The following is a 20,884-nucleotide window of genomic DNA, read 5'->3' as shown; positions in this document are numbered from 1 at the left end:
GAATTATCAAGATGTCAATGACCTTTTTAAAAAAAACAACGCAACGCTAGTGATATATTTTAATAATTCTAAGAAAGAATTAATTAATTTTACCGATAACAAAATAATCAAATGATAAAAATTGAAGTTGTTGCATATCATCTCGAAAACGCCATAAATGCTGTTGATAATGGTGCGCATCGAATTGAGCTATGTGCTTCTCCTTGCGAAGGCGGGGTAACTCCTTCTTACGGGACAATTTCTGCTGTAAAGGAAATCCTTGATGTTCCTGTTCATGTTATGATTCGCACAAGAGGAGGGGATTTTATATATACTGAAACTGAATTCGAAAACATGAAAATTGATATTGAAATTTGTAAAAGTTTAAAAGTTGACGGAATCGTTTTTGGTATTCTTACAAAAGAAAATACTATTGATAAAGAACGGTGTAAAGAACTTGTTGAGTTGGCAAAGCCATTGACTTCCAATTTTCATCGTGCCTTCGATAGGTGTGAACATCCGTTAAGATCGCTTGAAGATGTTATTGATTGCGGATTCCAGCGAATACTTACTTCGGGTAAGGCACAAGTTGCTATTGAGGGTTGCGGTCTTTTAGCTGAGCTTATAAAAGAAGCGAACGACAGAATTATAATAATGCCGGGAGGCGGAGTGCGAAAAGAAAATTTTGTAGGTCTGGCGAATATGACAAAAGCTAAAGAATTTCATACTTCTGCTGTTAATGATTTAAACAGTATTCTAAATTCTGTTGAAACATTCTGCAAACCTTAGGAAAAACAATTATCATTATTGGAATTGTTGTTATAGCTATTGGAATAATAGTTTGGCTTTTTGGTGATAAACTAAACTGGTTCGAAAATCTCCTCCCGAACAACAGGACTTCATGCACACCTCATGAGGAGTGTGCTTTACAGTAGGCTTACCTTTTATATGCCCGTTACAACTATGATTATTTTAAGTGTTGTGTTAAGTCTTATTGCCTGGCTGATAAAGAAACTTCTTCAATAAGATGATTTAAAATACAGTTAATTGTATATACTATCTTGTTAAAAACAAACTATATTTGTCCGAGAAATTGAATCCTCAAATTTATGAATTATATAAAATATCTTATCATTTCATTTTTAGTAATTGCTATTGTTTCCTGTAAAAATGGGAATAAAGATAGCAATGCAAAAAAAGAAACGCCCCCGGTTTCGGTTGATGTTATTATTGCCGGTGAAGAAAATATTCCGTCAAATGTTGAAGTGAACGGAACCGTTCTGTCAGATGAAATGGTTTCGTTATATCCTGAAACGAGCGGACGTATTACATTTCTTAATATGCCTGACGGAGATTTTGTAAAAGAAGGAACAGTACTTGTAAAAATAAATGATGCCGATTTGCAGGCACAATTGGAGCAACAAAAAGTTGCACTCGATTTGGCAGAAAAAACAGAAGCCCGGTTAAAACAATTGCTCGCAGTAAATGGCGTGGATCAGGCAACTTATGATGCGGCATTTAGCGAAGTCAATACACGTAAAGCAAATATTAAAGTTTTAAATGCACAAATTGATAAAACGGTCATCAAAGCTCCTTTCAGTGGAGAACTGGGGCTGCGGCAGGTTAGCGTAGGCGCTTATGTTACCACCCAAACTCTATTGGGTTCACTGCAACAAATGGATAAAATAAAAATTGATTTTACTATTCCTGAAACGTATAAAAGTATAATTAAAATAGGCGATACAGTTTCTATTCAAACAACATCATCGGATGAGGATATTAAAGCTACTGTAAGCGCTATTGAGCCACAGATAAATACTTCTACAAGAAATATAAAAGTAAGGGCAAAAGTTAAAAGTGATGACATTAACCCGGGTGCTTTTGTTAAAGTATTACTTGATAAAAAAGTAAATGGTATTGTGGTACCAACCAATGCTATTATTCCCGATGCGCTTGCTGATCAACTTGTAGTTGTGAAAAATGGGAAAGCTGTTTTTGTAAATGTAGAAACCGGGACACGTACTGCCGATCTTGTGGAAATTAAAAGTGGTATTGATCCGGGTGATACAATTGTTGTAAGCGGAGTTTTATTTGTTCGCCCTAACGCAAAAGTAAAAATTACCAAAGTGAAAAAATAAATTATGAATCTTAAATCTAATCCGCCGCGGCGGACTCAAATCTTAAATCTAAAATCCATTAATGAATATTTCTGAACTATCAATAAGGAAACCTATACTGGCTACAGTGATGAACCTGTTTATCATTTTATTTGGAGTGATAGGTTATACGTTCCTTGGCGTTCGTGAATATCCGGCAATTGACCCTCCTATGATTACTGTTAGTACGTCATACACCGGCGCCAATGCTGACGTTATTGAAAGCCAGATAACGGAACCTCTGGAGAAATCAATTAATGGAATCCCGGGAATACGTACGATATCTTCTTCGAGCTCGGTTGGCTCCAGCAGGATTACCGTTGAATTTAATATTGATGCCGACCTGGAAGCAGCAGCTAATGATGTACGCGATAAAGTAAGCCAGGCTACAAGGAATCTGCCACAGGATATTGATGCACCACCGGTAGTAACTAAAGCAGATGCCAACAGCGATTTTATTATTTTAATGGCAATACAAAGCCCAACAAAAGGATTACTTGAATTAAGCGATTACGCAGAAAATGTCCTTCAGAATAAATTTCAAACCATTCCCGAAGTAAGTGGTGTGAATATTATCGGGCAGAAAAAACCTTCCATGCGAATATGGATCGACCCTGATAAATTAAATGCATACAATGTTACATTTAATGATATTTCAAGTGTTCTTGATAAAGAAAATGTAGAAATCCCTTCAGGAAAAATTTATGGAAATAAAACCGAACTGACTATACGTGCTCTCGGAAAACTAACTACGGAAAAAGATTTTCAGGATTTGATAATTCGCGAAAATGAAGATGGTATTGTTCGTTTGAGCGATGTTGCTAAAGTGGAATTGGGCCCTGAGCAATATGAACGAAGTTGGAAAATTAATGGAGTCAGCGCTGTAGGGTTAGCAATTACACCACAACCCGGAGCAAATTATATTGAAATTTCTGATGAGTTCAATAAACGTTTGGATGAAATAAAAAAAACGCAAAAGAGCGACATCGTATTTACTACTCTTTTTGATAATACAACAAACATTCGCAGATCGTTGAATGAAGTTGGAGAAACATTATTAATATCTATAGGACTAGTGATATTGGTAATCTTTTTCTTTTTCAGGAACTGGCTTATTGCTATTCGCCCGTTAATTGATATTCCTGTTTCACTTATTTCTACATTTTTTATAATGTATATTTTAGGATTTTCTGTTAATATTCTTACATTACTTGCAATCATTCTTGCAACAGGATTGGTGGTGGACGACGGAATTGTTGTTACCGAAAATATTTTCAGAAAGATTGAAAGAGGAATGCCCATACGTGTTGCGGCAATTGAAGGGAGCAAGGAAATATTTTTTGTTGTAATTGCTACTTCAATGACGCTTGCCATAGTTTTTCTTCCGGTATTGTTTTTAAAAGGTTTTGTTGGTAGTTTGTTCCGGGAGTTTGGTGTCGTACTGGCCTGTGCTGTTTTGGTGTCGGCGTTCGTATCACTAACGATTACGCCTGTTTTAAATATTTATCTAAATAAAAAAAGCGGAAGTCACGGACGTTTTTACATGAAGACAGAACCATTTTTCAGAGGCATGGAAAGCGGTTATAAAAATCTTATCGAGCGATTTATAATACACCGCTGGATAGCATGGGCCATCGTTGGGATATGTCTTTTTATTGTTGTTTTGATTGGGCTGAATATTCAAAGTGAGATAGCTCCGATAGAAGACAAAAGTAATATCCGTCTTCAGATGACAGGCCCTGAAGGCGCCAGTTATGGATATATGTCAAAGGTAGGTGAACAACTTGGAAATTTTATTATGGATTCAATACCTGAAAGGAATTTCTATTATCTTTCCATTCCCGGCTATAGTAGTTCAGGCCTGAATAGCGGGATGGGAGGGATAGGATTGGTTAATCCTTCGGACAGGGAGCGAACGCAAAGTGAAATTGTTAAGGAGCTTTCAAAGAAGCTTTCGCGATTTAAAGATGTTCGCATATTTCCGGTAGAAGATCAAACTATATCAGTTGGCTTAGGTTCTCGTGCTTCTTTACCTGTTCAGTTTGTTGTACAAAATTTGAATTTTGATAGATTAAAAGAGATCATACCCAAATTTTTAGAAGAGGCAAGAAATGATAAAACGTTTCAGAATGTTGATGTGAATCTGAAATTCAATAAACCAGAAGTTGATATTACTGTTGATAGAATCAAAGCGCGTGAATTCGGGCTTACCGTTGAAGATATCGCAGGTGTGATACAAGGAGCATTCAGCGGAAGGCGTCTTGCTTATTTTATAATGAATGGCAAGCAGTACCAGGTTATTAGTCAGGTTGCATTAAAAGACAGGCAAAAACCTGTTGATATTTCAAAATTATATGTACGTAACAGCGATGGTAATGAAATACCACTTACTTCTGTTACCAATATTGTTTCGAATGCAATGCCTCCTTCACTTTATCATTATAACCGTTATAAATCGGCAACGATTTCTGCTTCACTAGCCGAAGGGAAAACAATTGGTGATGGTGTTGAGGCAATGCAGGCTATTGCAGATAAATTACTGGATGAAAGTTTCCAGACTTCGTTGAGTGGTTCATCGCGAGATTATGCAGAAAGTTCATCAAATATAATTTTTGCTTTTATCCTTGCACTGGTATTGATATATCTTATTTTGGCAGCACAGTTCGAAAGTTTCAAAGACCCGCTTACTATAATAATTACAGTCCCTTTAGCAATTGCAGGCGCCTTTTTAAGCTTATGGGTTTTTGGTCATACGCTGAATATTTTTTCTGAAATCGGAATGATAATGCTGATAGGCCTGGTAACAAAGAATGGTATTCTGATTGTTGAATTTGCAAATAAGAAAAGAAAGAATGGAATACCGAAAAATCAGGCTGTGGTTGAAGCTGCAACACAACGATTACGCCCTATATTAATGACCAGCCTTGCTACATCATTAGGCGCTTTACCTATTGCATTAAGACTTGGCGCTGCGGCATCGAGTCGCGTTCCATTAGGAATAGTGGTTGTTGGAGGTATTCTATTTTCATTGATCCTGACCTTGTTTGTAATCCCTGCTGTATATACATATATTTCAGGAAAGCATAAAGCAGATAAAATCGAAAAAGAAGAAATTGAAAATATTACAACATAAATAATTTATAATCTCAGCGGTCTTTGCATCAAACTCTGTGTTCTTTGCGTGAAACAGATTTGAAAAAGTTCTCGCAAAGCACACAAAGAAAAAGACACACAAAGCACGCAAAAAAAATATGACGGAGAACGAAATATCATATAAAATAATTGGGGCAGCAATAGAATTGCATAAAGCAATTGGTGCTGGTTTGCTTGAATCTGCCTATGAAAATGCTTTAGCATTTGATTTAAGAGAAATCGGGCTTGATGTTGAGCAGCAGTATCCGATGCCTTTTGTATATAAAGATGTGAAGCAGGATGTGGGATATAGATTGGATTTGCTAGTTGAGAAAAAAGTTATTATTGAAGTTAAATCAGTTGAAGTCCTTGCTCCGGTTCACTATGCTCAATTACTTACTTATTTAAAATTATCTGATTTAAGGTTGGGATTACTTATAAATTTTAATTCAAAATTTTTAAAAGACAATATTCATCGTATAGTAAATAACTTATAAACATAGCGGTCTTTGCATCAAACTCTGTGTTCTTTGCGTGAAACAGATTTGAAAAAGTTTTCGCAAAGCCTGCAAAGAAAAATACAAGCAAAGCAAGCAAAACATAAGATATAAAATGAAAAGGATTTTATTATTTGTTATTTTTTTAGTCCCTGTATTACTGAATGCTCAGCAGCAGCTGACATTAAAGGGGGCAATTGATACTGCACTCAAGAATAATTTCGATATACGGATAGCAAAGAACAATGTTGAAATTGCAAAAATTAATAATGCTTATGGTATGGCCGGTGGATTGCCGACAATAAGCGTTAATGCCGCAGATAATGTTGCAGTCAATGATATTAACCAGGAATATAGCGGAGGCACCGAAATCAATTTGAGCAATATAAATGAAAATAGTATAAAAGCAGGTATTAATGCCAGTATGGTATTGTTCAATGGATTTAAGGTTATTGCCACAAAAGAACGTTTAAATTCTTTGCAAAAACAAAGTGAATTATCGCTTAACCTTGAAATTCAAAATGCGATTGCTGCAATAATGATAAAGTATTACGACATTTTAAGGCAACAAAGTTATTTTAAGATAATCCAGAATTCACTTGATGTTTCAAATAAAAAATTACAAATTATTGATGAGAAAAATAAAGTAGGAATGGCAAATGCTGTAGATATTTTGCAGGCACAGATGGATGTAAATATTGCAGAACAGAATTTAAAAGCCCAGCAATTGGTCATTGATGAAGCTAAAGCAGATTTATTATTACTGATGAATGCAAAAAAAAAATTGGAATATTCAATAAATGACAGTATTGTTGTTGACGAAACACTTCAACAGGATTCCATAATAAATTTTCTTAACCGTAATCCCGAATTTCTTTATGCAGAACAACAAATAAAAATTAATGAACAAATGGTACGTGAATTATCAGCTCAGCGTTATCCTTCCATTAAAATAAACACGGCTTATGATTTTGCTCATACAGATAACAGCTCAGGGTCATTGCTAATGAATCAGAATTATGGTCCATCGGCAGGTATTACTTTGCAAATACCTATATTCAATGGGAGCGTTTATAATAAACAAAGAAAAGCTGCTTTATTAAATATGGAAAATTCAAAATTAGAAAAAGAGAGTCTTTTAAATACTTTGTCTACTGACGCTATTAAAACATATAACTCGTATTCTACAACTCTTTCGCAATTAAAAGTTCAACAGACCAATTACACTCTCGCTCAAAAATTGGTTGAAGTAGTAATGCAGAACTTTAAACTGAACCAGGCTACTATTCTTGACGTGAAAGCAGCCCAGACCAGTTTTGAAAGTGCAGGATATCTTCTGGTGAATTTACAATATGCAGCAAAAACAGCAGAGATAGAATTGAAACAATTATATTATCAGTTAAGCTATTAACATTCAATTGGCTAGATTTTTTTCAAAAAAAATACATATTATTGCGTATTTTTGCAATATGTTCAAATTTCTAAATAAGTCCTATCCGTACAATGATGATCTAAAGTATAATTCAATCATTATATTTTTTATTAGTATTGGTGTTTTTCTTTTTTTATTTCTTTTTCAGCCTTTTAACATCAGCTCATTAGAAACCAGGGATAAATATTACCTGATGCTTGGATTATGTTTGATTACATTTTTAGCATTAACAATAAACTTATTATTTTTTCCAAGCATTTTCCCTCGGATGTTTTCAAATACCAAATGGGATATAAAAAGAGAAATATTATGGAATGTTTGGATATTGTTTACCATTTCATCAGGATATTATTTGTTTTGCAAGAAAATAGGTATTCTTGTATTTGGATATAATTTAGTTATTGCATTACTTCTGGTAGCTGTTTTTCCAATATCTGCATTAATTATTATCAACCATAGCAGAATATTGCGACTGCATTTAAATTTTGCTACAGAATTAAACAAAAAATTACAGGAAAGTAAACATATTGAAGAGAAAATCGTACATTTTGATTCAGATTATCAAAAGGATAGTCTTTCAATAAAAGTAAGTTTAATATTGTTTATTCGTTCAGCAAATAATTATATTGAAGTGTTCTGGAAAGAGAACGGAACTGTTAAAAGCCAGTTGGTAAGATGTAGTTTAACAAAAGCGGAAGAAATATTAAAAGAAGATAAATTCATTTTTAAATGCCATCGTTCATATTTAGCAAATATAAAACTTATTGAAAAAGTTGAAGGGAATCTTCAGGGGTATAAATTATTTTTTGAAAATGTCGATTTCTCTATTCCTGTTTCCAAAAATTTTGCAAATAAGCTAAATGAATTGCTTTAAATTTTCTCTTTTTTGACATATTTTTTGCACCTAAAATCTGTGCAATCGTCCCTAATGAGACCTTTTAAACCTATACTTTAGTTTTTGTCCCTGTTTTTAGTTTTATTGAAAAGAACAATCTATTTTTGTTGGAAATTTAGAAGAAAGTATTATTATGAATTCGTTCAAGATTGGATACATTGAAGTAAAATTACCGATTGTTCAGGGTGGGATGGGTGTAGCCGTTTCATTATCAGGTTTGGCATCAGCTGTTGCAAATGAAGGTGGTATAGGAGTTATATCTGCAGCCGGTATCGGGATGGATGAACCAGATTATATAAAAAATTTCTACGAAGCGAATAAAAGAGCGTTAAGAAAAGAAATAAAAAAAGCACGAGAGCTTTCTACTGGTATTATAGGGTTGAATGTTATGATGGCGTTAAGCGATCATGAAGATTTGATTACCACCGCTATAGAAGAAAATATTGATGTGATTTTTATTGGTGCAGGTCTGCCATTGAAAATTCCACAGGTTATTGAGAATGCAGGGCTAAAAGGTCATCATACTAAGCTGATTCCCAAAGTTTCATCAGCAAAAGCAGCAAGGCTTATTTTTCAATACTGGGCTAATAAATACAATATTGTTCCTGATGCAGTTGCATTGGAAGGTCCTCTTGCAGGCGGACATCTTGGATTTTGCAAAAAAGAATTATCAAATATTACGAAACCATTAAGTGTATTGGTAGAAGAAACCGTTAAGGAAATTCGTTATTTCGAAGATAAGTTCGGGAAAGAAATTCCTGTAATTGCCGGAGGTGGAATTAATTCAGGCAAAGATATTTATGATATTATGCAGTCGGGTGCCAAAGGTGTAAAAATAGGAACTAAGTTTGTTACTACTTTTGAATGCGATGCATCGCCTGCTTTTAAAGAAAGTTACTTAACAAGTAAAGAACAAGATATTGTTATCATTGACAGTCCTGTAGGTTTACCCGGACGTGTTGTAAAAAATGATTTTGTTCAACAAATAATGAATGGTGAAACAAAGCCATTCAAATGTCCTTGGAGATGTATTAATACATGCAATATAAAAGATGCACCTTTTTGTATTGCACAGGTCTTGTTTAACTCAGCTAAAGGCAATATGGCAGAAGGGTTTGCTTTTGCCGGCGCCAAAGCATACCTTGCAACCAAGATTCGCCACGTATCTGAAGTAATTGAAGAATTGATTTCTGAATATAATTTTGAATTTCTCAACAAGCAACTTTATCCTGCTATTGTTAATCCTAAATAATATTTCTTTGTAACTTTTTTCCTAAAAAAGCGATTTTTTTGTAAAAACATCTTAACAATTTTTACATGACATCATACGTTATAAGGTATGATTGTTGTTCATTTGCGGTGAAAAAAATTATCACATGTTAAGGACAATTTCATTTATTTTGAGCTTGTTCCTTTTTAATACAGGATGTTATCAAAATCATATGTCGCAGAATAATAAAAAATATAACAAACTGACACCCGAAGAAACAAGGGTCATTATTAATAAAGGAACAGAAAAGCCATTTACCGGGGAATATTATAAATTCAATGGTAAAGGGACTTATTTGTGTAAGCAATGTTATACCTGTTTATTCCGATCGGAAAATAAGTTTGATACAGGTTGCGGATGGCCTAGTTTTGATGAGGAAATTAAAGGAGCAGTAAATAAAACATTAGATGCCGATGGTGAACGAACTGAGATAACCTGCGCCAATTGTGGAGCTCATCTTGGTCATGTTTTTTATGGTGAAGGTTTTAACAGTAAAAATACAAGACATTGTGTAAATTCTATTTCAATGATTTTTCTTCCGGATAGAAATAATTCAGTTCATGACACTGCCATATTTTCATCTGGCTGTTTTTGGGGAACTCAATATTATTTTGATAAACTGGATGGAGTGATTTCAACAACTGTTGGATATACCGGAGGGAATAAAAATAACCCTACATATAAAGAAGTGTGTTCTGGTACTACAGGTCATCTTGAAGCTATTGAAGTAATTTTTGATACAACAAAAGTAAGTTATGAGAAAGTATGCAAATATTTTTTTGAAACACATGATTTCACACAAACCAATGGACAAGGACCGGATATAGGGGAACAATATCTGTCAGCAATATTTTACCATACCAAAGAACAAAAAGAAATTGCAGAAAAACTGATTGGAATGTTAAAAGAAAAAGGCTACAAACCAGCTACAATGCTACGACCAGCAAAGATTTTCTGGAAAGCAGAAGATTATCATCAGGAGTATTATGATAAAAAGGGGTCTACACCTTATTGTCATGTTTACTCAAAAATATTTTAAAGAAAAATTATCTTTGTAAAAACAAAAAATAAAATGATATATCATTTCCTTGATTGGTTTTTCCTGATATTTCATGCAATTGTTACACTGTTTAATTTATTTGGCTGGGTTTGGAAAAAAACCCGTAAAGCAAATTTGATCCTGCTTATGCTTACCGGGCTTTCGTGGTTTGTACTTGGAATATTTTATGGAATAGGTTATTGTCCGCTTACCGACTGGCATTGGCAGGTGCTTCATAAACTTGGGAAATACGATTTACCTTATTCTTATATCAAATATTTGATCTGGCGTCTTACTTCTTTTAACCCTGATGCAACTATAATTGAATATGCTACAGCAATATGTTTTATTGTTGCACTAATTATTTCAGTTGCACTGAATATAAGGGATTACAGGATGTTGAAAACTTTGTCCAAAAAATAAATTTTCTTTTTCTCTTCTCATTTTATTTCTGAATAATTTTGAAATTATCATTTCATCATTTTTATTTTGAACGAAGATTTTAAAATATATACGCTGTATGCATTGCCATTAGTGGTTTTTGCGTTGAACCGAATTCCCTATGCGGGAAAATATTTGCGAATAGTCAACACATTAATTCATGAAAGTGGACATGCTATTGCTGCATTAATTGCAAGTGGCGAAGTGTATTCTGTGGAATTGTTCAGTGATCGTTCGGGCACAGCAACAACTAAACGGGCGGATACTAAGAAAGGAAGATTTCTTGTTGCTTTTGCCGGTTATCCGTTTGGTTCAGCAGTTGCTTATGGATTATTTTTTTTAATTAGCATTAATAGAAGTGATTTGGTTTTATATGTTCTCTCATGTTTTGCTTTGTTAAACCTGATGTTTTATGTTCGCAACAGTTTTGGAATTTTTTGGTTACTTACTTTTACTGCAATCATTTTTGTTGTAAAATTTTATGGAACCGAAATGGTGCAATATGTTTTCGCTGTATGGCTTTGTGGTATTATGCTTTTTGAAGCGTTATATTCCTCAATCGAATTAATTTCAATTTGTCGTAAGAATTCAAAAAATGCAGGTGATGCTTCGGAACTTAAAAATATTACTAAAATCCCTTCGATGTTTTGGGCATTTATTTTTTTCCTGCAATCGTGCTTATTTATTTATTTAAGCATTAAACTCTTTTTCGAAATTTAAAATTTACATTTTCTCGGGAACATCAATGCCAAGCAGCTTCATTGCTGATGAAATGGTATTTTTTACAAAAGTAGAAAGCTGTAAACGGAAAATAATTTTTTCTTCATCGGTTTCTTTTAATACCGGAATTTCCTGGTAAAAGCCGTTGTATTCCTTTGCAAGTTCGTAAATATAATTGGCAACCAGGGAAGGGGAGTAGCTTGTTCCTGCCTGTTGAACAGTTGAAGGATAATCATGTAAAATACGAATCAGATTTATTTCTTTATCAAGCAGTGAAATATTTTTTATTTCTTTTGAAACTTCATAACCATTTTCTTTCGCTTTATCCAGAAGGCTGCAAATACGTGCATGTGTGTATTGAATGAATGGACCGGTGTTGCCGTTAAAATCAATAGATTCCTTTGGATTGAAGGTCATATTTTTTTTAGGGTCAACTTTCAGAATAAAATATTTCAGCGCACCAAGACCTAGCATATTAAATAATGCATCTGATTTTTCTTTACTGAAGTTCTCTGTCTTACCTAATTCTTCTGTGGTTTGCTTTGCTGTGTTGTACATTTCATCAAGCAGATCATCGGCATCGACAACCGTTCCTTCACGCGATTTCATTTTACCTTCAGGCAATTCAACCATACCGTATGATAAATGAGTGATGCGTTCAGCCCAATCACGGCCGGCTTTTTTCAATATCAATTTTAAAATATTGAAATGGTAATTTTGTTCGTTGCCAACAACATAAATTAATTTATCGGCATTGAATTCATCGTGGCGAAGCTGGGCGGTGCCAATATCCTGCGTAATATAAACAGAAGTTCCATCGGCACGTAAAAGAATTTTTTCATCAAAGCCTTCAGCCGTAAGGTTTATCCAAACTGAGCCATCCAATTTTTTTTCAAAAATATTTTTTTGTAACCCTTCGTTTACAATTTCTTTCCCGAGAATATAGGTATTTGATTCGTATTGAATTTTATCGAAATCAATTCCCATGCGTTTGTAGGTAACGTCGAAACCCGCGTAAACCCAGCCATTCATGGTTTTCCATAAGTTGCGGATTTCTTCATCACCATTTTCCCATTTCAAAAGCATTGCCTGTGCTTCTTTAATAATGGGCGCTTCACGCGTGGCTTCTTCTTCAGTTTTCCCTGAGTTAATAAGTTCTGCAATTTCTTTTTTGTATTCTTTATCAAACAGAACATAATATTTCCCAACCAAGTGGTCGCCTTTCATGCCCGTCGATTCTGGGGTTTCGGAGCTGCCCCATTTTTCCCATGCAAGCATCGATTTGCAAATATGGATTCCGCGGTCGTTTACAAGATTTGTTTTAATAACATTATAACCATTTGCTTTCATGATTTCTGCAACCGACCATCCCAATAAATTATTGCGGATATGCCCTAAATGCAAGGGTTTATTGGTGTTTGGCGATGAGTATTCAATAACAATGGTTTGATTATTTCCTGAATTATTTTTCCCAAAATCTGTTGAAGAGAAATTATTTTTTGCAAAATCCTGCCAGAAATTTTGTTTGAGTTTTAAGTTCAGAAAACCTTTTACAATTTTAAAATCCTGTAATTCTTCAACGGCAGCAAGCAGTTCATTGCCTATTTCATTTGCGGTTGCTTCGGGTGATTTTCTTGAAATCTTAAGAAATGGAAATACTACCAAAGTAAAATCACCTTCAAAATCGGGATTGGTTTTCTCTATTTGAATTTTATCAGGAGCTATATCTTGTCCGTAAAGTTTTTTTAAAACAAATTGTGTACTTGATAATATTTTTTCAGTAATCATTGCAAATATTTAATTTCAGGCAAAAGTACAATTTTATCATCAAACTGACTTTATACACATTTGTTGAAAAATATTTTTGAAAAAAATTAAAACATTTTTTTCATTTTATAAGATAGACAGGTAATGATATATGCTGTTATTGTAGATATGTGTTTAACGTATTTTAAGATAAAATAAAATGTAAAAGGCTTGTTTGCTGTACTTAAACCCTTATATTTGCCGGGAATTTTATAAATTTTTAGTATTAACCAATTTAAAAGAGGGTATTTTATGGAAATCAAGAGGAAAAATGTAATTATTATAGGTGCTGCGGGAAGGGACTTCCACAACTTCAACACCTATTTCAGGGACAACGAAGAATTCAACGTAGTTGCTTTCACCGCTGCCCAGATCCCCGACATTGATGGACGGAAATACCCTGCTGAACTGGCTGGAAAACTATATCCAAAAGGTATTCCCATTCATGCAGAAGCTGACCTGGTAAAATTAATCAATGATTTTAAGGTTGGTATATGTGTGTTTGCATACAGCGATGTTCCTTACCCAAGAGTAATGAGTATCGGGGCTATAGTAAATACCGCAGGAGCAGATTTCATGCTTATGGGACCTGAAAAAACACAGGTTAAAAGCACGAAACCATTGTTAGCTGTAGGTGCAGTCAGGACAGGTTGTGGCAAAAGCCAAACTTCTCGCAGGGTAATTGAACTGCTCATGGCAAAGGGATTAAAAGTCGTTGCCATCCGTCATCCAATGCCTTACGGTGATCTTGTAGCTCAGAAAGTTCAACGATTCGCTACAATCGATGACCTAAAGAAACACAAATGTACCATTGAAGAAATGGAAGAGTATGAACCACATGTTGTTCGCGGAAACGTGATTTATGCAGGTGTCGATTACGAAGCAATTCTTCGTGAAGCTGAAAAAGAAGCTGACGTTATTTTATGGGACGGCGGAAACAATGACTTCCCGTTCTATAAATCAGACCTTCTTATTACAGTAACAGACCCACACAGACCGGGTAATGAATTAAACTATTATCCTGGTGAAGTTACTTTAAGAATGGCTGATGTTGTTGTAATAAACAAAATCGATAGCGCTGCTCCTGAAAATATTCAGATAGTAAGAGAAAGCATTCAGAAAGTTAATCCTAATGCTATAGTAGTAGATGCTGCTTCTCCTCTTACAGTTACAAATCCAGAATTAATAAGAGGTAAGAGAGTGCTTGTTGTTGAAGACGGCCCAACCTTAACTCACGGTGAAATGAAACTTGGAGCAGGTACTGTTGCTGCTATGAAATATGGCGCAAAAGAATTGGTTGATCCAAGACCTTTCGTTGTTGGTAAATTAGCTGAAACATTTAAAATTTATCCTAACATTGGCAAATTAATGCCAGCTATGGGATATGGAGATCAACAAGTGAAAGACCTTGAAAAATCAATCAATAATACTGATTGCGATTCTGTAGTTATTGCTACTCCAATTGACCTTCAGAGAATTATTAAAATCAACAAGCCTTGTGCTAAGGTTGATTATGAGCTTCAGGAAATTGGAAGACCTGATCTCGAAGAAGTAATTAACGACTTCATCAAAAAGCATAACCTGGTTAAAAAAGGATGTGCTTGCTGTTCATAAATTATTAAGGCGACGAAAGTCGCCTTTTTTTTGTGCGAAAAAAATTAAATAAACCACATATATGAAAAACAAAAGTCTCGTATCTATTAATGATTACACAAAAGAGCAACAACTGCAGATTCTTGACATTGCCGAAGATTTTGAAAAAAATCCGAGGCAGCGTTTACTGGAAAACTATGTTGTTGCAACATTGTTCTTTGAACCCTCTACTCGTACACGTTTAAGTTTCGAGAGCGCTGTATCGTATCTTGGCGGAAAGATAATCGGGTTCTCCGATACTTCAAGTACAAGTGTACAAAAAGGTGAATCTCTAAGGGACACCATTAAAACAGTTGCCAATTATTCTGACGTAATCGTTATGCGTCATCCTAAAGAAGGCTCTGCACGTTTTGCAAGCGAAGTTTCACATGTCCCTATTATCAATGCAGGCGATGGCGCTAATCAGCATCCTACACAGTGTTTGCTCGATTTGTATTCAATTCGTAAAACACAGGGTACGCTGAAAGGATTGAATATTGCTTTTGTTGGCGACCTGAAATACGGTCGTACTGTGCATTCCCTTGTACAGGCGCTTTGCCAGTTTGATTGTACTTTTCACTTAGTTTCTCCATTAGAATTAAAATTACCCAGCTCAGTAAAAATTCATATTAAAGAAAAAAACCTGGAATATTACCAATACACCGAACTTGATGAAGTGATTCCGAAAGTAGATATTCTTTATATGACAAGAATTCAGAAAGAACGTTTTTCCGATCCTATGGAATATGAAAAAATTAAAAATTCATATATCCTGAAAAATGATATGCTTCATAAAACAAAGAGCAATCTTAAAATTATGCACCCTCTGCCAAGAGTGAATGAAATTGACGAAGATGTGGATGACAACAAACGTGCATATTATTTTCAGCAGGCGCTGAATGGCGTATATGTAAGACAAGCATTATTAACTTCAATACTCGGATTAAAATGACAACACCAAGAAAAGAATATAAAGTATCAGCAATCGAAAACGGAACAGTTATCGATCACATTCCACCTAAAAGCGTGTACCAGGTTATAAAGATTTTGCATCTTGAAGAATCAAATGACATGATGCTTTTTGGTACCAACCTGGAAAGCAAGAAATACGGGAAAAAAGGAATAGTTAAAGTAAGCAATAAATTTTTTAAAAAGAATGAAATTAATAAAATAGGTCTTGTAGCTCCTAATGCAACGCTTATTGTTATTAAAGATTACCAGGTAGTAAGCAAAGAAGTTGTTAAACTACCCGACACCATTGAAGATATTGTAAAATGCTTTAACCCTAACTGTATTACCAATCACGAAAAGGTAAAAACCAAATTTTATTTTATTGATAAAGAAGATGTGAAACTTCGCTGTCATTATTGCGAAAAGATCACTGATAAAAAGAATATGGTTGTTAGGTAATCAATAAGCTTTAAGGAAAATTACATATTACAAAATTGATCAACAAAAACTCCATTTGTTAAAGTGATTGAATTTCCTGATGCATCATAAAGATTACAACTAAATGAAGCCTTTATCTTGACGTAGCCATTCCCGTCATCACGTGCTGCGTCAATGGTAAAGGTTTTTCCACTCTGATTGGCCGAACCCATTGAGGTGCTCCATTCTTTTTGATTTGCATCCCAATAAGATATCTCTATACCATTAAATGCATCTACCGAGTATGAATAATTTCCGGCTGTAAAAAAAGCCTGAAAGGTTGTATTGTCAGGATATCCTGTAATACTTTTTAACGTGCCTTTTTTTATTTGAATTGCCAAGGAGTTATCATTTTTGCTTAAATATGTATCGTATTTAAAATAACTTGTATCAGGAATTGCTGCTATATGATTATCTGCGCCTGTTACAGCATCACCTATATTTGATAAGAGGATGCTTACATTTGTACCGTTAATGGTGCCTGTAAATTGAACATCCGAGTCAATTGTTACAGCATTATTTGTATTGTTATTATTATCATCGTCTGATGAATCATCTTTTTTACAGGAAGATAGAAGTACAGCAATAATAAGTGCGAAACATAATGAATAAATTTTCTTGCTTTTAGTTTTCATAAGTATATCTTTTAGAATTGTATAATAATATTTTTGAAATCCAAATATATGAAATAAATTCTACATTGTTTTGACATTACTGAAAAGATCACTGATAAAAAGAATATGGTCGTTCGATAAAACGGTCTGTTCGTATAATTATTAAAAATTTTTTATGTGTAAAGATTCTGACTGATTATCTTTGATCGGGATCTTTTTTTATTTTTGTTCTAATCAATTAAAATTTTTATCATGAAAAAAATTATTCTGTTATCATTGGTACTATTTATAAGTGCATCGCTGTCTGCACAGAAAACACAAAAAAAAGATAAAGCCATTTTTAAAGAATATAAGGCTGGATATTATCAAAATTCAATTCTTAAAGGAATTGAAGATTATGAAGCAAAAGAGGAACCCCCGAAAACCAACAGGCGTTTTAAAATTGATTTAACAGGAATGGATATTCCTACATCCATCGACCAGTTTACAAAATTTTGGTATACCCCGCCTATTTCACAGGGGAATACAAGCACCTGTTGGTGTTATTCCACAACATCCTATTTTGAATCGGAAGTTTATCGCTTGTATAAAAAAGAAGTGAAGCTATCGGAAATGTATACCGTGTATTGGGAATACGTTGAGAAAGTGAAAGAGTATGTAAAAACAAGGGGTACATCTGCATTTGGCGAAGGGTCGGAAGGAAACGCTGTTACACGTATCTGGAAAACTTATGGCGTAATTCCCGAATCGGATTATAATGGAATGCTTGCCGGACAAACTATTCAGAATCATGAAAAGATGTTCGCAGAAATGGAGACTTATCTTAAATCAGTTAAAGAATCATCAGCATGGAATGAAGATGAAATTGTTGCTACTATAAAATCAATCATGAATAACTATATGGGAACACCTCCGGCAAAAGTTACTGTTGACGGAAAAGAAATGACACCACAGGAATATTTGAAAAATGTTTTAAAAATTAATGTTGATGATTATTGCGATGTAACATCATTGATGGAAAAACCATATTATACACAAATGGAATATAAGGTTCCTGATAACTGGTGGCATTCGGCTGATTATTACAATGTGCCACTTGATGATTATATGACTATCATTAAGACTGCAATAAAAAATGGTTATACCATAGCTGTTGGCGGCGATGTTTCAGAAGCAGGTTTTGAATCGTATGCACAAACCGCTGTTATTCCTACTTTCGATATCCCTTCAGAATACATTGATGAAAATGCACGCCAGTTCCGCTTTAGCAACGAAACCACTACCGACGATCATGGTGTTCACCTGGTAGGATATTTTGAAAAAGATGGAACAACCTGGTTTCTGATAAAAGATTCGGGTGCCGGTTCACGCAATGCAGGTAAGGATAGCAAGAACTTTGGCTTTTATTTTTTCCATGAAGATTATGTGAAATTAAAAATGATGGATTTCATGGTGCATAAGGATATGATGAAAGATGTTTTGAAAAAATTTAAAAATTAAAATTCCAACTTTTAAATTATAAATCCCAAAAAAGATAATCAGAAATGGTTATCTTTTTTTTATCACTTAAAGAACATTATCGTAATTTTATATTTTCAAAATGATAATATAATAATGACTGAACAGAAGAAATAAAAAATAATAAATCAATCTAAAAAAATTGAAAATAATTTTTATGAAATTTAATATTACATTGTTATTAATATTTGTTTGTAGCATTACATTTGGACAATTATCAATTAATAAAAATTTAAAAAAACAATTAGACAGCCTAATAGAGCTTGATCAAAAATATCGTGAATTATTCCCCGGGTTATCGGATTCATTGATAAAAGATTCTCTTGCATCTGCTTATAATGTGCCTTTTGATGAAATTGAAAAATATTTATGGAAACTTCAAACTGACATAGACTCTGCCAACCTTGTTTTTATTGAAAAAGTTTTTGCTCAATATGGCTATCCGGGTAAATCAATTGTTGGCATTGAAGATGAATCAAACGAAGTGGCTTGGTACATTATTCAACATTCTTCAAAAAAGAAAATTATGCAGTATTTAGATATGATAAAAAAAGCCGGAAAACAAAAAGAATTACCATATCATTTAGTTGCGATGATGGAAGACCGTTGCTTAATGTCGCAGAAGAAAAAACAAATTTATGGCTCTCAAGCTACTTGCAGAGTACTAAAAAATAGTAAAAAAGAATGTTTTATCTGGCCAATTAGAAATCCTAAAAAAGTAAATAAACGAAGAACAAAAGCGGGTTTTGAAACTTCTGTCGAACAAAATGCTAAAAGACTTAATGTGGAATATAGGATTGTTAAACTTTCAGAAATTCAAAAATAATGTGAATTAAAAAATAATTGAAATCATTAGTGTACCATAAAAAACAAAAAACGTTCTTTGAAAATATTGCCAGATAAGGTTTGTAGAAGAAATTTAATGCGTGACGATTTGAATTGATGTTTTGTTTTAGGTTATTTGAACTTAAAAATGAATCAAGGTAAATATGTTTTTGCACAAATTGTTGAGTTTCTTCCCAGACGTGCATTTGATACTTGTGTAGAACACTACAAAGGTAACAGTTATATAAAACACTTCACTTGTTGGCATCAGTTATCATGTATGATGTTCGGACAATTATGTAATCGTGAAAGTTTAAGTGATTTGATTTTATGTATTCAAGCACATCAATCCAAAACATATCATTTAGGGCTAGGTTCAGGAATATCAAAAAACAATTTAGCCAAAGCAAATCAACGTAGGGATTGGCGTATATACGCCGAATACGCATATGTCTTAATTAATCAAGCTCGCGAACTTTGCATACCTGCCGAAGATTTTGAATTGGATATAGAAAGTAATGTTTACGCATTTGATGCTACAGTAATTGATTTGTGCATAAACATTTTCTGGTGGGCGAAGTTCAGAAAAACTAAAGGCGCAATAAAACTGCATACGCTTTTTGATGTCAAAACTAATATTCCATGTTTCATTCATATCAGTGAAGCTGCCGTACATGAGGTCAATGCTATGGATGAATTGCTTTATGAAAAAGGAAGCTTTTATGTTTTTGACAGAGGGTATATTGATTTTGAACGATTGTATAAACTTCATAAAGCCGAAGCATATTTCGTTGTTCGAGCAAAAAACAATTTCCAATTCAAACGTGTTTATTCACATGCATGTGACAAAAGCAAAGGAATGCGATGCGATCAAACCGTCATTCTTACGGGGTTTTATGCCCAGAAGAGCTATCCTGAAAAACTTAGACGCATCAAATATTATGACGCTGAAACAAATATCCTTTTTGTTTTTCTTTCTAACAACTTTGAATTGACAGCTCTTGAAATTTCATTGCTTTACAAATATCGGTGGAAAATAGAAATATTCTTCAAGTGGATCAAACAACACCTAAAAATTAAAACATTCTGGGGAGCCTCTGAAAATGCCGTCAAAACACAGGTATATATTGCTATCATTACTTTTGTATTGATTGCAATTGTAAAAGCGAAACTCAAGAGCGATTTATCAAATTACGAAATTCTACAAATTTTAAGTATGTCGCTTTTGGACAAAATGCCCGTAAATGAGCTATTTCATAAGCCTAATCTGCAATATGTCAAAGAACTTTTATATAATCAATTGAAACTCTTTTAGTTTTTATGGTACGCTTGTGAATTGAAATGTAAAATTATAGTCTGAAAAAAATCAAATTTTGAATTCTCTCATGGGAAGCTATATTTCAATAACTATTAAAAATTTATATATTTTTGCATTAGTGTCCGACTAAGAGGCTGTTTAAATTTCAATTAAAAAAATATTTAAGAGGATTAACCGCCTCC

Annotated in this window: 18 protein-coding genes; 16 read left to right on the top strand and 2 right to left on the bottom strand. The window is 33.8% G+C overall.

Annotated elements, in window-relative coordinates; all coding sequences use genetic code 11:
- The first annotated feature begins 111 nt into the window (after nucleotides 1-111).
- The 10 genes from PKK00_13785 (at nucleotide 112) to PKK00_13740 (ending at nucleotide 11,561) form a co-directional block, all read left to right on the top strand.
- Nucleotides 112-768 carry a copper homeostasis protein CutC gene (locus PKK00_13785; protein HNW99472.1) on the top strand — a complete coding sequence of 219 codons (657 nt, stop codon included), beginning with the start codon at nucleotides 112-114 and terminating at the stop codon, nucleotides 766-768.
- Nucleotides 769-1,088: 320 nt separating this feature from the next.
- Nucleotides 1,089-2,117: an efflux RND transporter periplasmic adaptor subunit gene (locus PKK00_13780; protein ID HNW99471.1), complete on the top strand. Its 1,029-nt coding sequence runs from the start codon at nucleotides 1,089-1,091 to the stop codon at nucleotides 2,115-2,117.
- A gap of 61 nt (nucleotides 2,118-2,178) precedes the next feature.
- Nucleotides 2,179-5,268 (top strand): efflux RND transporter permease subunit, encoded by a 3,090-nt coding sequence (locus PKK00_13775; protein HNW99470.1) that lies wholly within the window; start codon nucleotides 2,179-2,181, stop codon nucleotides 5,266-5,268.
- Nucleotides 5,269-5,386: 118 nt separating this feature from the next.
- Nucleotides 5,387-5,764, top strand: a complete 378-nt coding sequence (locus tag PKK00_13770) for a GxxExxY protein (GenBank protein ID HNW99469.1) — start codon at nucleotides 5,387-5,389, stop codon at nucleotides 5,762-5,764.
- A 115-nt stretch (nucleotides 5,765-5,879) separates the two neighbouring features.
- Nucleotides 5,880-7,175 (top strand): TolC family protein, encoded by a 1,296-nt coding sequence (locus PKK00_13765; protein HNW99468.1) that lies wholly within the window; start codon nucleotides 5,880-5,882, stop codon nucleotides 7,173-7,175.
- A 58-nt stretch (nucleotides 7,176-7,233) separates the two neighbouring features.
- Entirely contained in the window at nucleotides 7,234-8,070 is an 837-nt protein-coding gene (locus PKK00_13760; GenBank protein ID HNW99467.1) for a LytTR family DNA-binding domain-containing protein, read from the top strand.
- Between the two features lie 154 nt (nucleotides 8,071-8,224).
- Nucleotides 8,225-9,343, top strand: a complete 1,119-nt coding sequence (locus PKK00_13755; protein ID HNW99466.1) for a nitronate monooxygenase — start codon at nucleotides 8,225-8,227, stop codon at nucleotides 9,341-9,343.
- 190 nt (nucleotides 9,344-9,533) lie between these two features.
- Nucleotides 9,534-10,400: a bifunctional methionine sulfoxide reductase B/A protein gene (locus PKK00_13750; GenBank protein HNW99465.1), complete on the top strand. Its 867-nt coding sequence runs from the start codon at nucleotides 9,534-9,536 to the stop codon at nucleotides 10,398-10,400.
- Nucleotides 10,401-10,433: 33 nt separating this feature from the next.
- Nucleotides 10,434-10,823, top strand: coding sequence for a DUF2784 domain-containing protein (locus PKK00_13745; GenBank protein HNW99464.1), 390 nt, complete (start codon nucleotides 10,434-10,436; stop codon nucleotides 10,821-10,823).
- A gap of 66 nt (nucleotides 10,824-10,889) precedes the next feature.
- Entirely contained in the window at nucleotides 10,890-11,561 is a 672-nt protein-coding gene (locus PKK00_13740; GenBank protein HNW99463.1) for a M50 family metallopeptidase, read from the top strand.
- Between the two features lie 3 nt (nucleotides 11,562-11,564).
- On the opposite strand, the gene argS is transcribed toward PKK00_13740, so the two are convergent.
- Entirely contained in the window at nucleotides 11,565-13,349 is a 1,785-nt protein-coding gene (argS, locus tag PKK00_13735; GenBank protein ID HNW99462.1) for an arginine--tRNA ligase, read from the bottom strand.
- A gap of 516 nt (nucleotides 13,350-13,865) precedes the next feature.
- On the opposite strand from argS, the gene PKK00_13730 reads away from it, so the two are divergent.
- From PKK00_13730 to pyrI, 3 genes are all read left to right on the top strand, one after another.
- Nucleotides 13,866-14,981, top strand: coding sequence for a hypothetical protein (locus tag PKK00_13730; GenBank protein HNW99461.1), 1,116 nt, complete (start codon nucleotides 13,866-13,868; stop codon nucleotides 14,979-14,981).
- 61 nt (nucleotides 14,982-15,042) lie between these two features.
- Nucleotides 15,043-15,951, top strand: coding sequence for an aspartate carbamoyltransferase (pyrB, locus tag PKK00_13725; protein ID HNW99460.1), 909 nt, complete (start codon nucleotides 15,043-15,045; stop codon nucleotides 15,949-15,951).
- Nucleotides 15,948-16,409, top strand: a complete 462-nt coding sequence (gene pyrI, locus PKK00_13720; protein ID HNW99459.1) for an aspartate carbamoyltransferase regulatory subunit — start codon at nucleotides 15,948-15,950, stop codon at nucleotides 16,407-16,409. The genes pyrB and pyrI overlap by 4 nt, the downstream gene beginning before the upstream one ends.
- A 20-nt stretch (nucleotides 16,410-16,429) precedes the next feature.
- Here pyrI and PKK00_13715 read toward each other — a convergent pair whose 3' ends face one another.
- The gene (locus tag PKK00_13715) at nucleotides 16,430-17,062 is read right to left on the bottom strand and encodes a hypothetical protein (protein ID HNW99458.1); all 633 of its coding nucleotides are present in this window, start codon (nucleotides 17,060-17,062) and stop codon (nucleotides 16,430-16,432) included.
- A gap of 231 nt (nucleotides 17,063-17,293) precedes the next feature.
- Between PKK00_13715 and PKK00_13710 the strand changes: the two genes are divergently transcribed.
- The 3 genes from PKK00_13710 to PKK00_13700 all read left to right on the top strand — a co-directional run bounded on the left by PKK00_13710 (nucleotide 17,294) and on the right by PKK00_13700 (nucleotide 20,699).
- Nucleotides 17,294-18,541 carry a C1 family peptidase gene (locus PKK00_13710; GenBank protein ID HNW99457.1) on the top strand — a complete coding sequence of 416 codons (1,248 nt, stop codon included), beginning with the start codon at nucleotides 17,294-17,296 and terminating at the stop codon, nucleotides 18,539-18,541.
- A gap of 175 nt (nucleotides 18,542-18,716) precedes the next feature.
- A complete protein-coding gene (locus tag PKK00_13705; protein HNW99456.1) occupies nucleotides 18,717-19,385 on the top strand; it encodes a hypothetical protein in 669 nt (222 codons plus the stop codon).
- 147 nt (nucleotides 19,386-19,532) lie between these two features.
- Entirely contained in the window at nucleotides 19,533-20,699 is a 1,167-nt protein-coding gene (locus PKK00_13700) for an IS4 family transposase (protein ID HNW99455.1), read from the top strand.
- Nucleotides 20,700-20,884 lie beyond the last annotated feature (185 nt).

Source organism: Bacteroidales bacterium (assembly GCA_035353855.1).
Classification (GTDB): domain Bacteria; phylum Bacteroidota; class Bacteroidia; order Bacteroidales; family CG2-30-32-10; genus DAOQAK01.
The sequence above is the reverse complement of the archived record's forward strand: the minus strand, read 5'-3'. Positions and strand labels throughout refer to the sequence as shown.

Excerpts from the sequence above, each read along its gene's own strand:
- argS (HNW99462.1), bottom strand. The coding sequence starts at position 13,349 with ATGATTACTGAAAAAATATTATCAAGTACACAATTTGTTTTAAAAAAA.
- pyrI (HNW99459.1), top strand. The coding sequence starts at position 15,948 with ATGACAACACCAAGAAAAGAATATAAAGTATCAGCAATCGAAAACGGA.
- PKK00_13755 (HNW99466.1), top strand. The coding sequence starts at position 8,225 with ATGAATTCGTTCAAGATTGGATACATTGAAGTAAAATTACCGATTGTT.
- PKK00_13765 (HNW99468.1), top strand. The coding sequence starts at position 5,880 with ATGAAAAGGATTTTATTATTTGTTATTTTTTTAGTCCCTGTATTACTG.
- PKK00_13750 (HNW99465.1), top strand. The coding sequence starts at position 9,534 with ATGTCGCAGAATAATAAAAAATATAACAAACTGACACCCGAAGAAACA.
- PKK00_13705 (HNW99456.1), top strand. The coding sequence starts at position 18,717 with ATGAAATTTAATATTACATTGTTATTAATATTTGTTTGTAGCATTACA.
- PKK00_13745 (HNW99464.1), top strand. The coding sequence starts at position 10,434 with ATGATATATCATTTCCTTGATTGGTTTTTCCTGATATTTCATGCAATT.
- PKK00_13775 (HNW99470.1), top strand. The coding sequence starts at position 2,179 with ATGAATATTTCTGAACTATCAATAAGGAAACCTATACTGGCTACAGTG.
- PKK00_13780 (HNW99471.1), top strand. The coding sequence starts at position 1,089 with ATGAATTATATAAAATATCTTATCATTTCATTTTTAGTAATTGCTATT.
- PKK00_13715 (HNW99458.1), bottom strand. The coding sequence starts at position 17,062 with ATGAAAACTAAAAGCAAGAAAATTTATTCATTATGTTTCGCACTTATT.
- PKK00_13785 (HNW99472.1), top strand. The coding sequence starts at position 112 with ATGATAAAAATTGAAGTTGTTGCATATCATCTCGAAAACGCCATAAAT.
- pyrB (HNW99460.1), top strand. The coding sequence starts at position 15,043 with ATGAAAAACAAAAGTCTCGTATCTATTAATGATTACACAAAAGAGCAA.
- PKK00_13710 (HNW99457.1), top strand. The coding sequence starts at position 17,294 with ATGAAAAAAATTATTCTGTTATCATTGGTACTATTTATAAGTGCATCG.
- PKK00_13760 (HNW99467.1), top strand. The coding sequence starts at position 7,234 with ATGTTCAAATTTCTAAATAAGTCCTATCCGTACAATGATGATCTAAAG.
- PKK00_13770 (HNW99469.1), top strand. The coding sequence starts at position 5,387 with ATGACGGAGAACGAAATATCATATAAAATAATTGGGGCAGCAATAGAA.
- PKK00_13700 (HNW99455.1), top strand. The coding sequence starts at position 19,533 with ATGAATCAAGGTAAATATGTTTTTGCACAAATTGTTGAGTTTCTTCCC.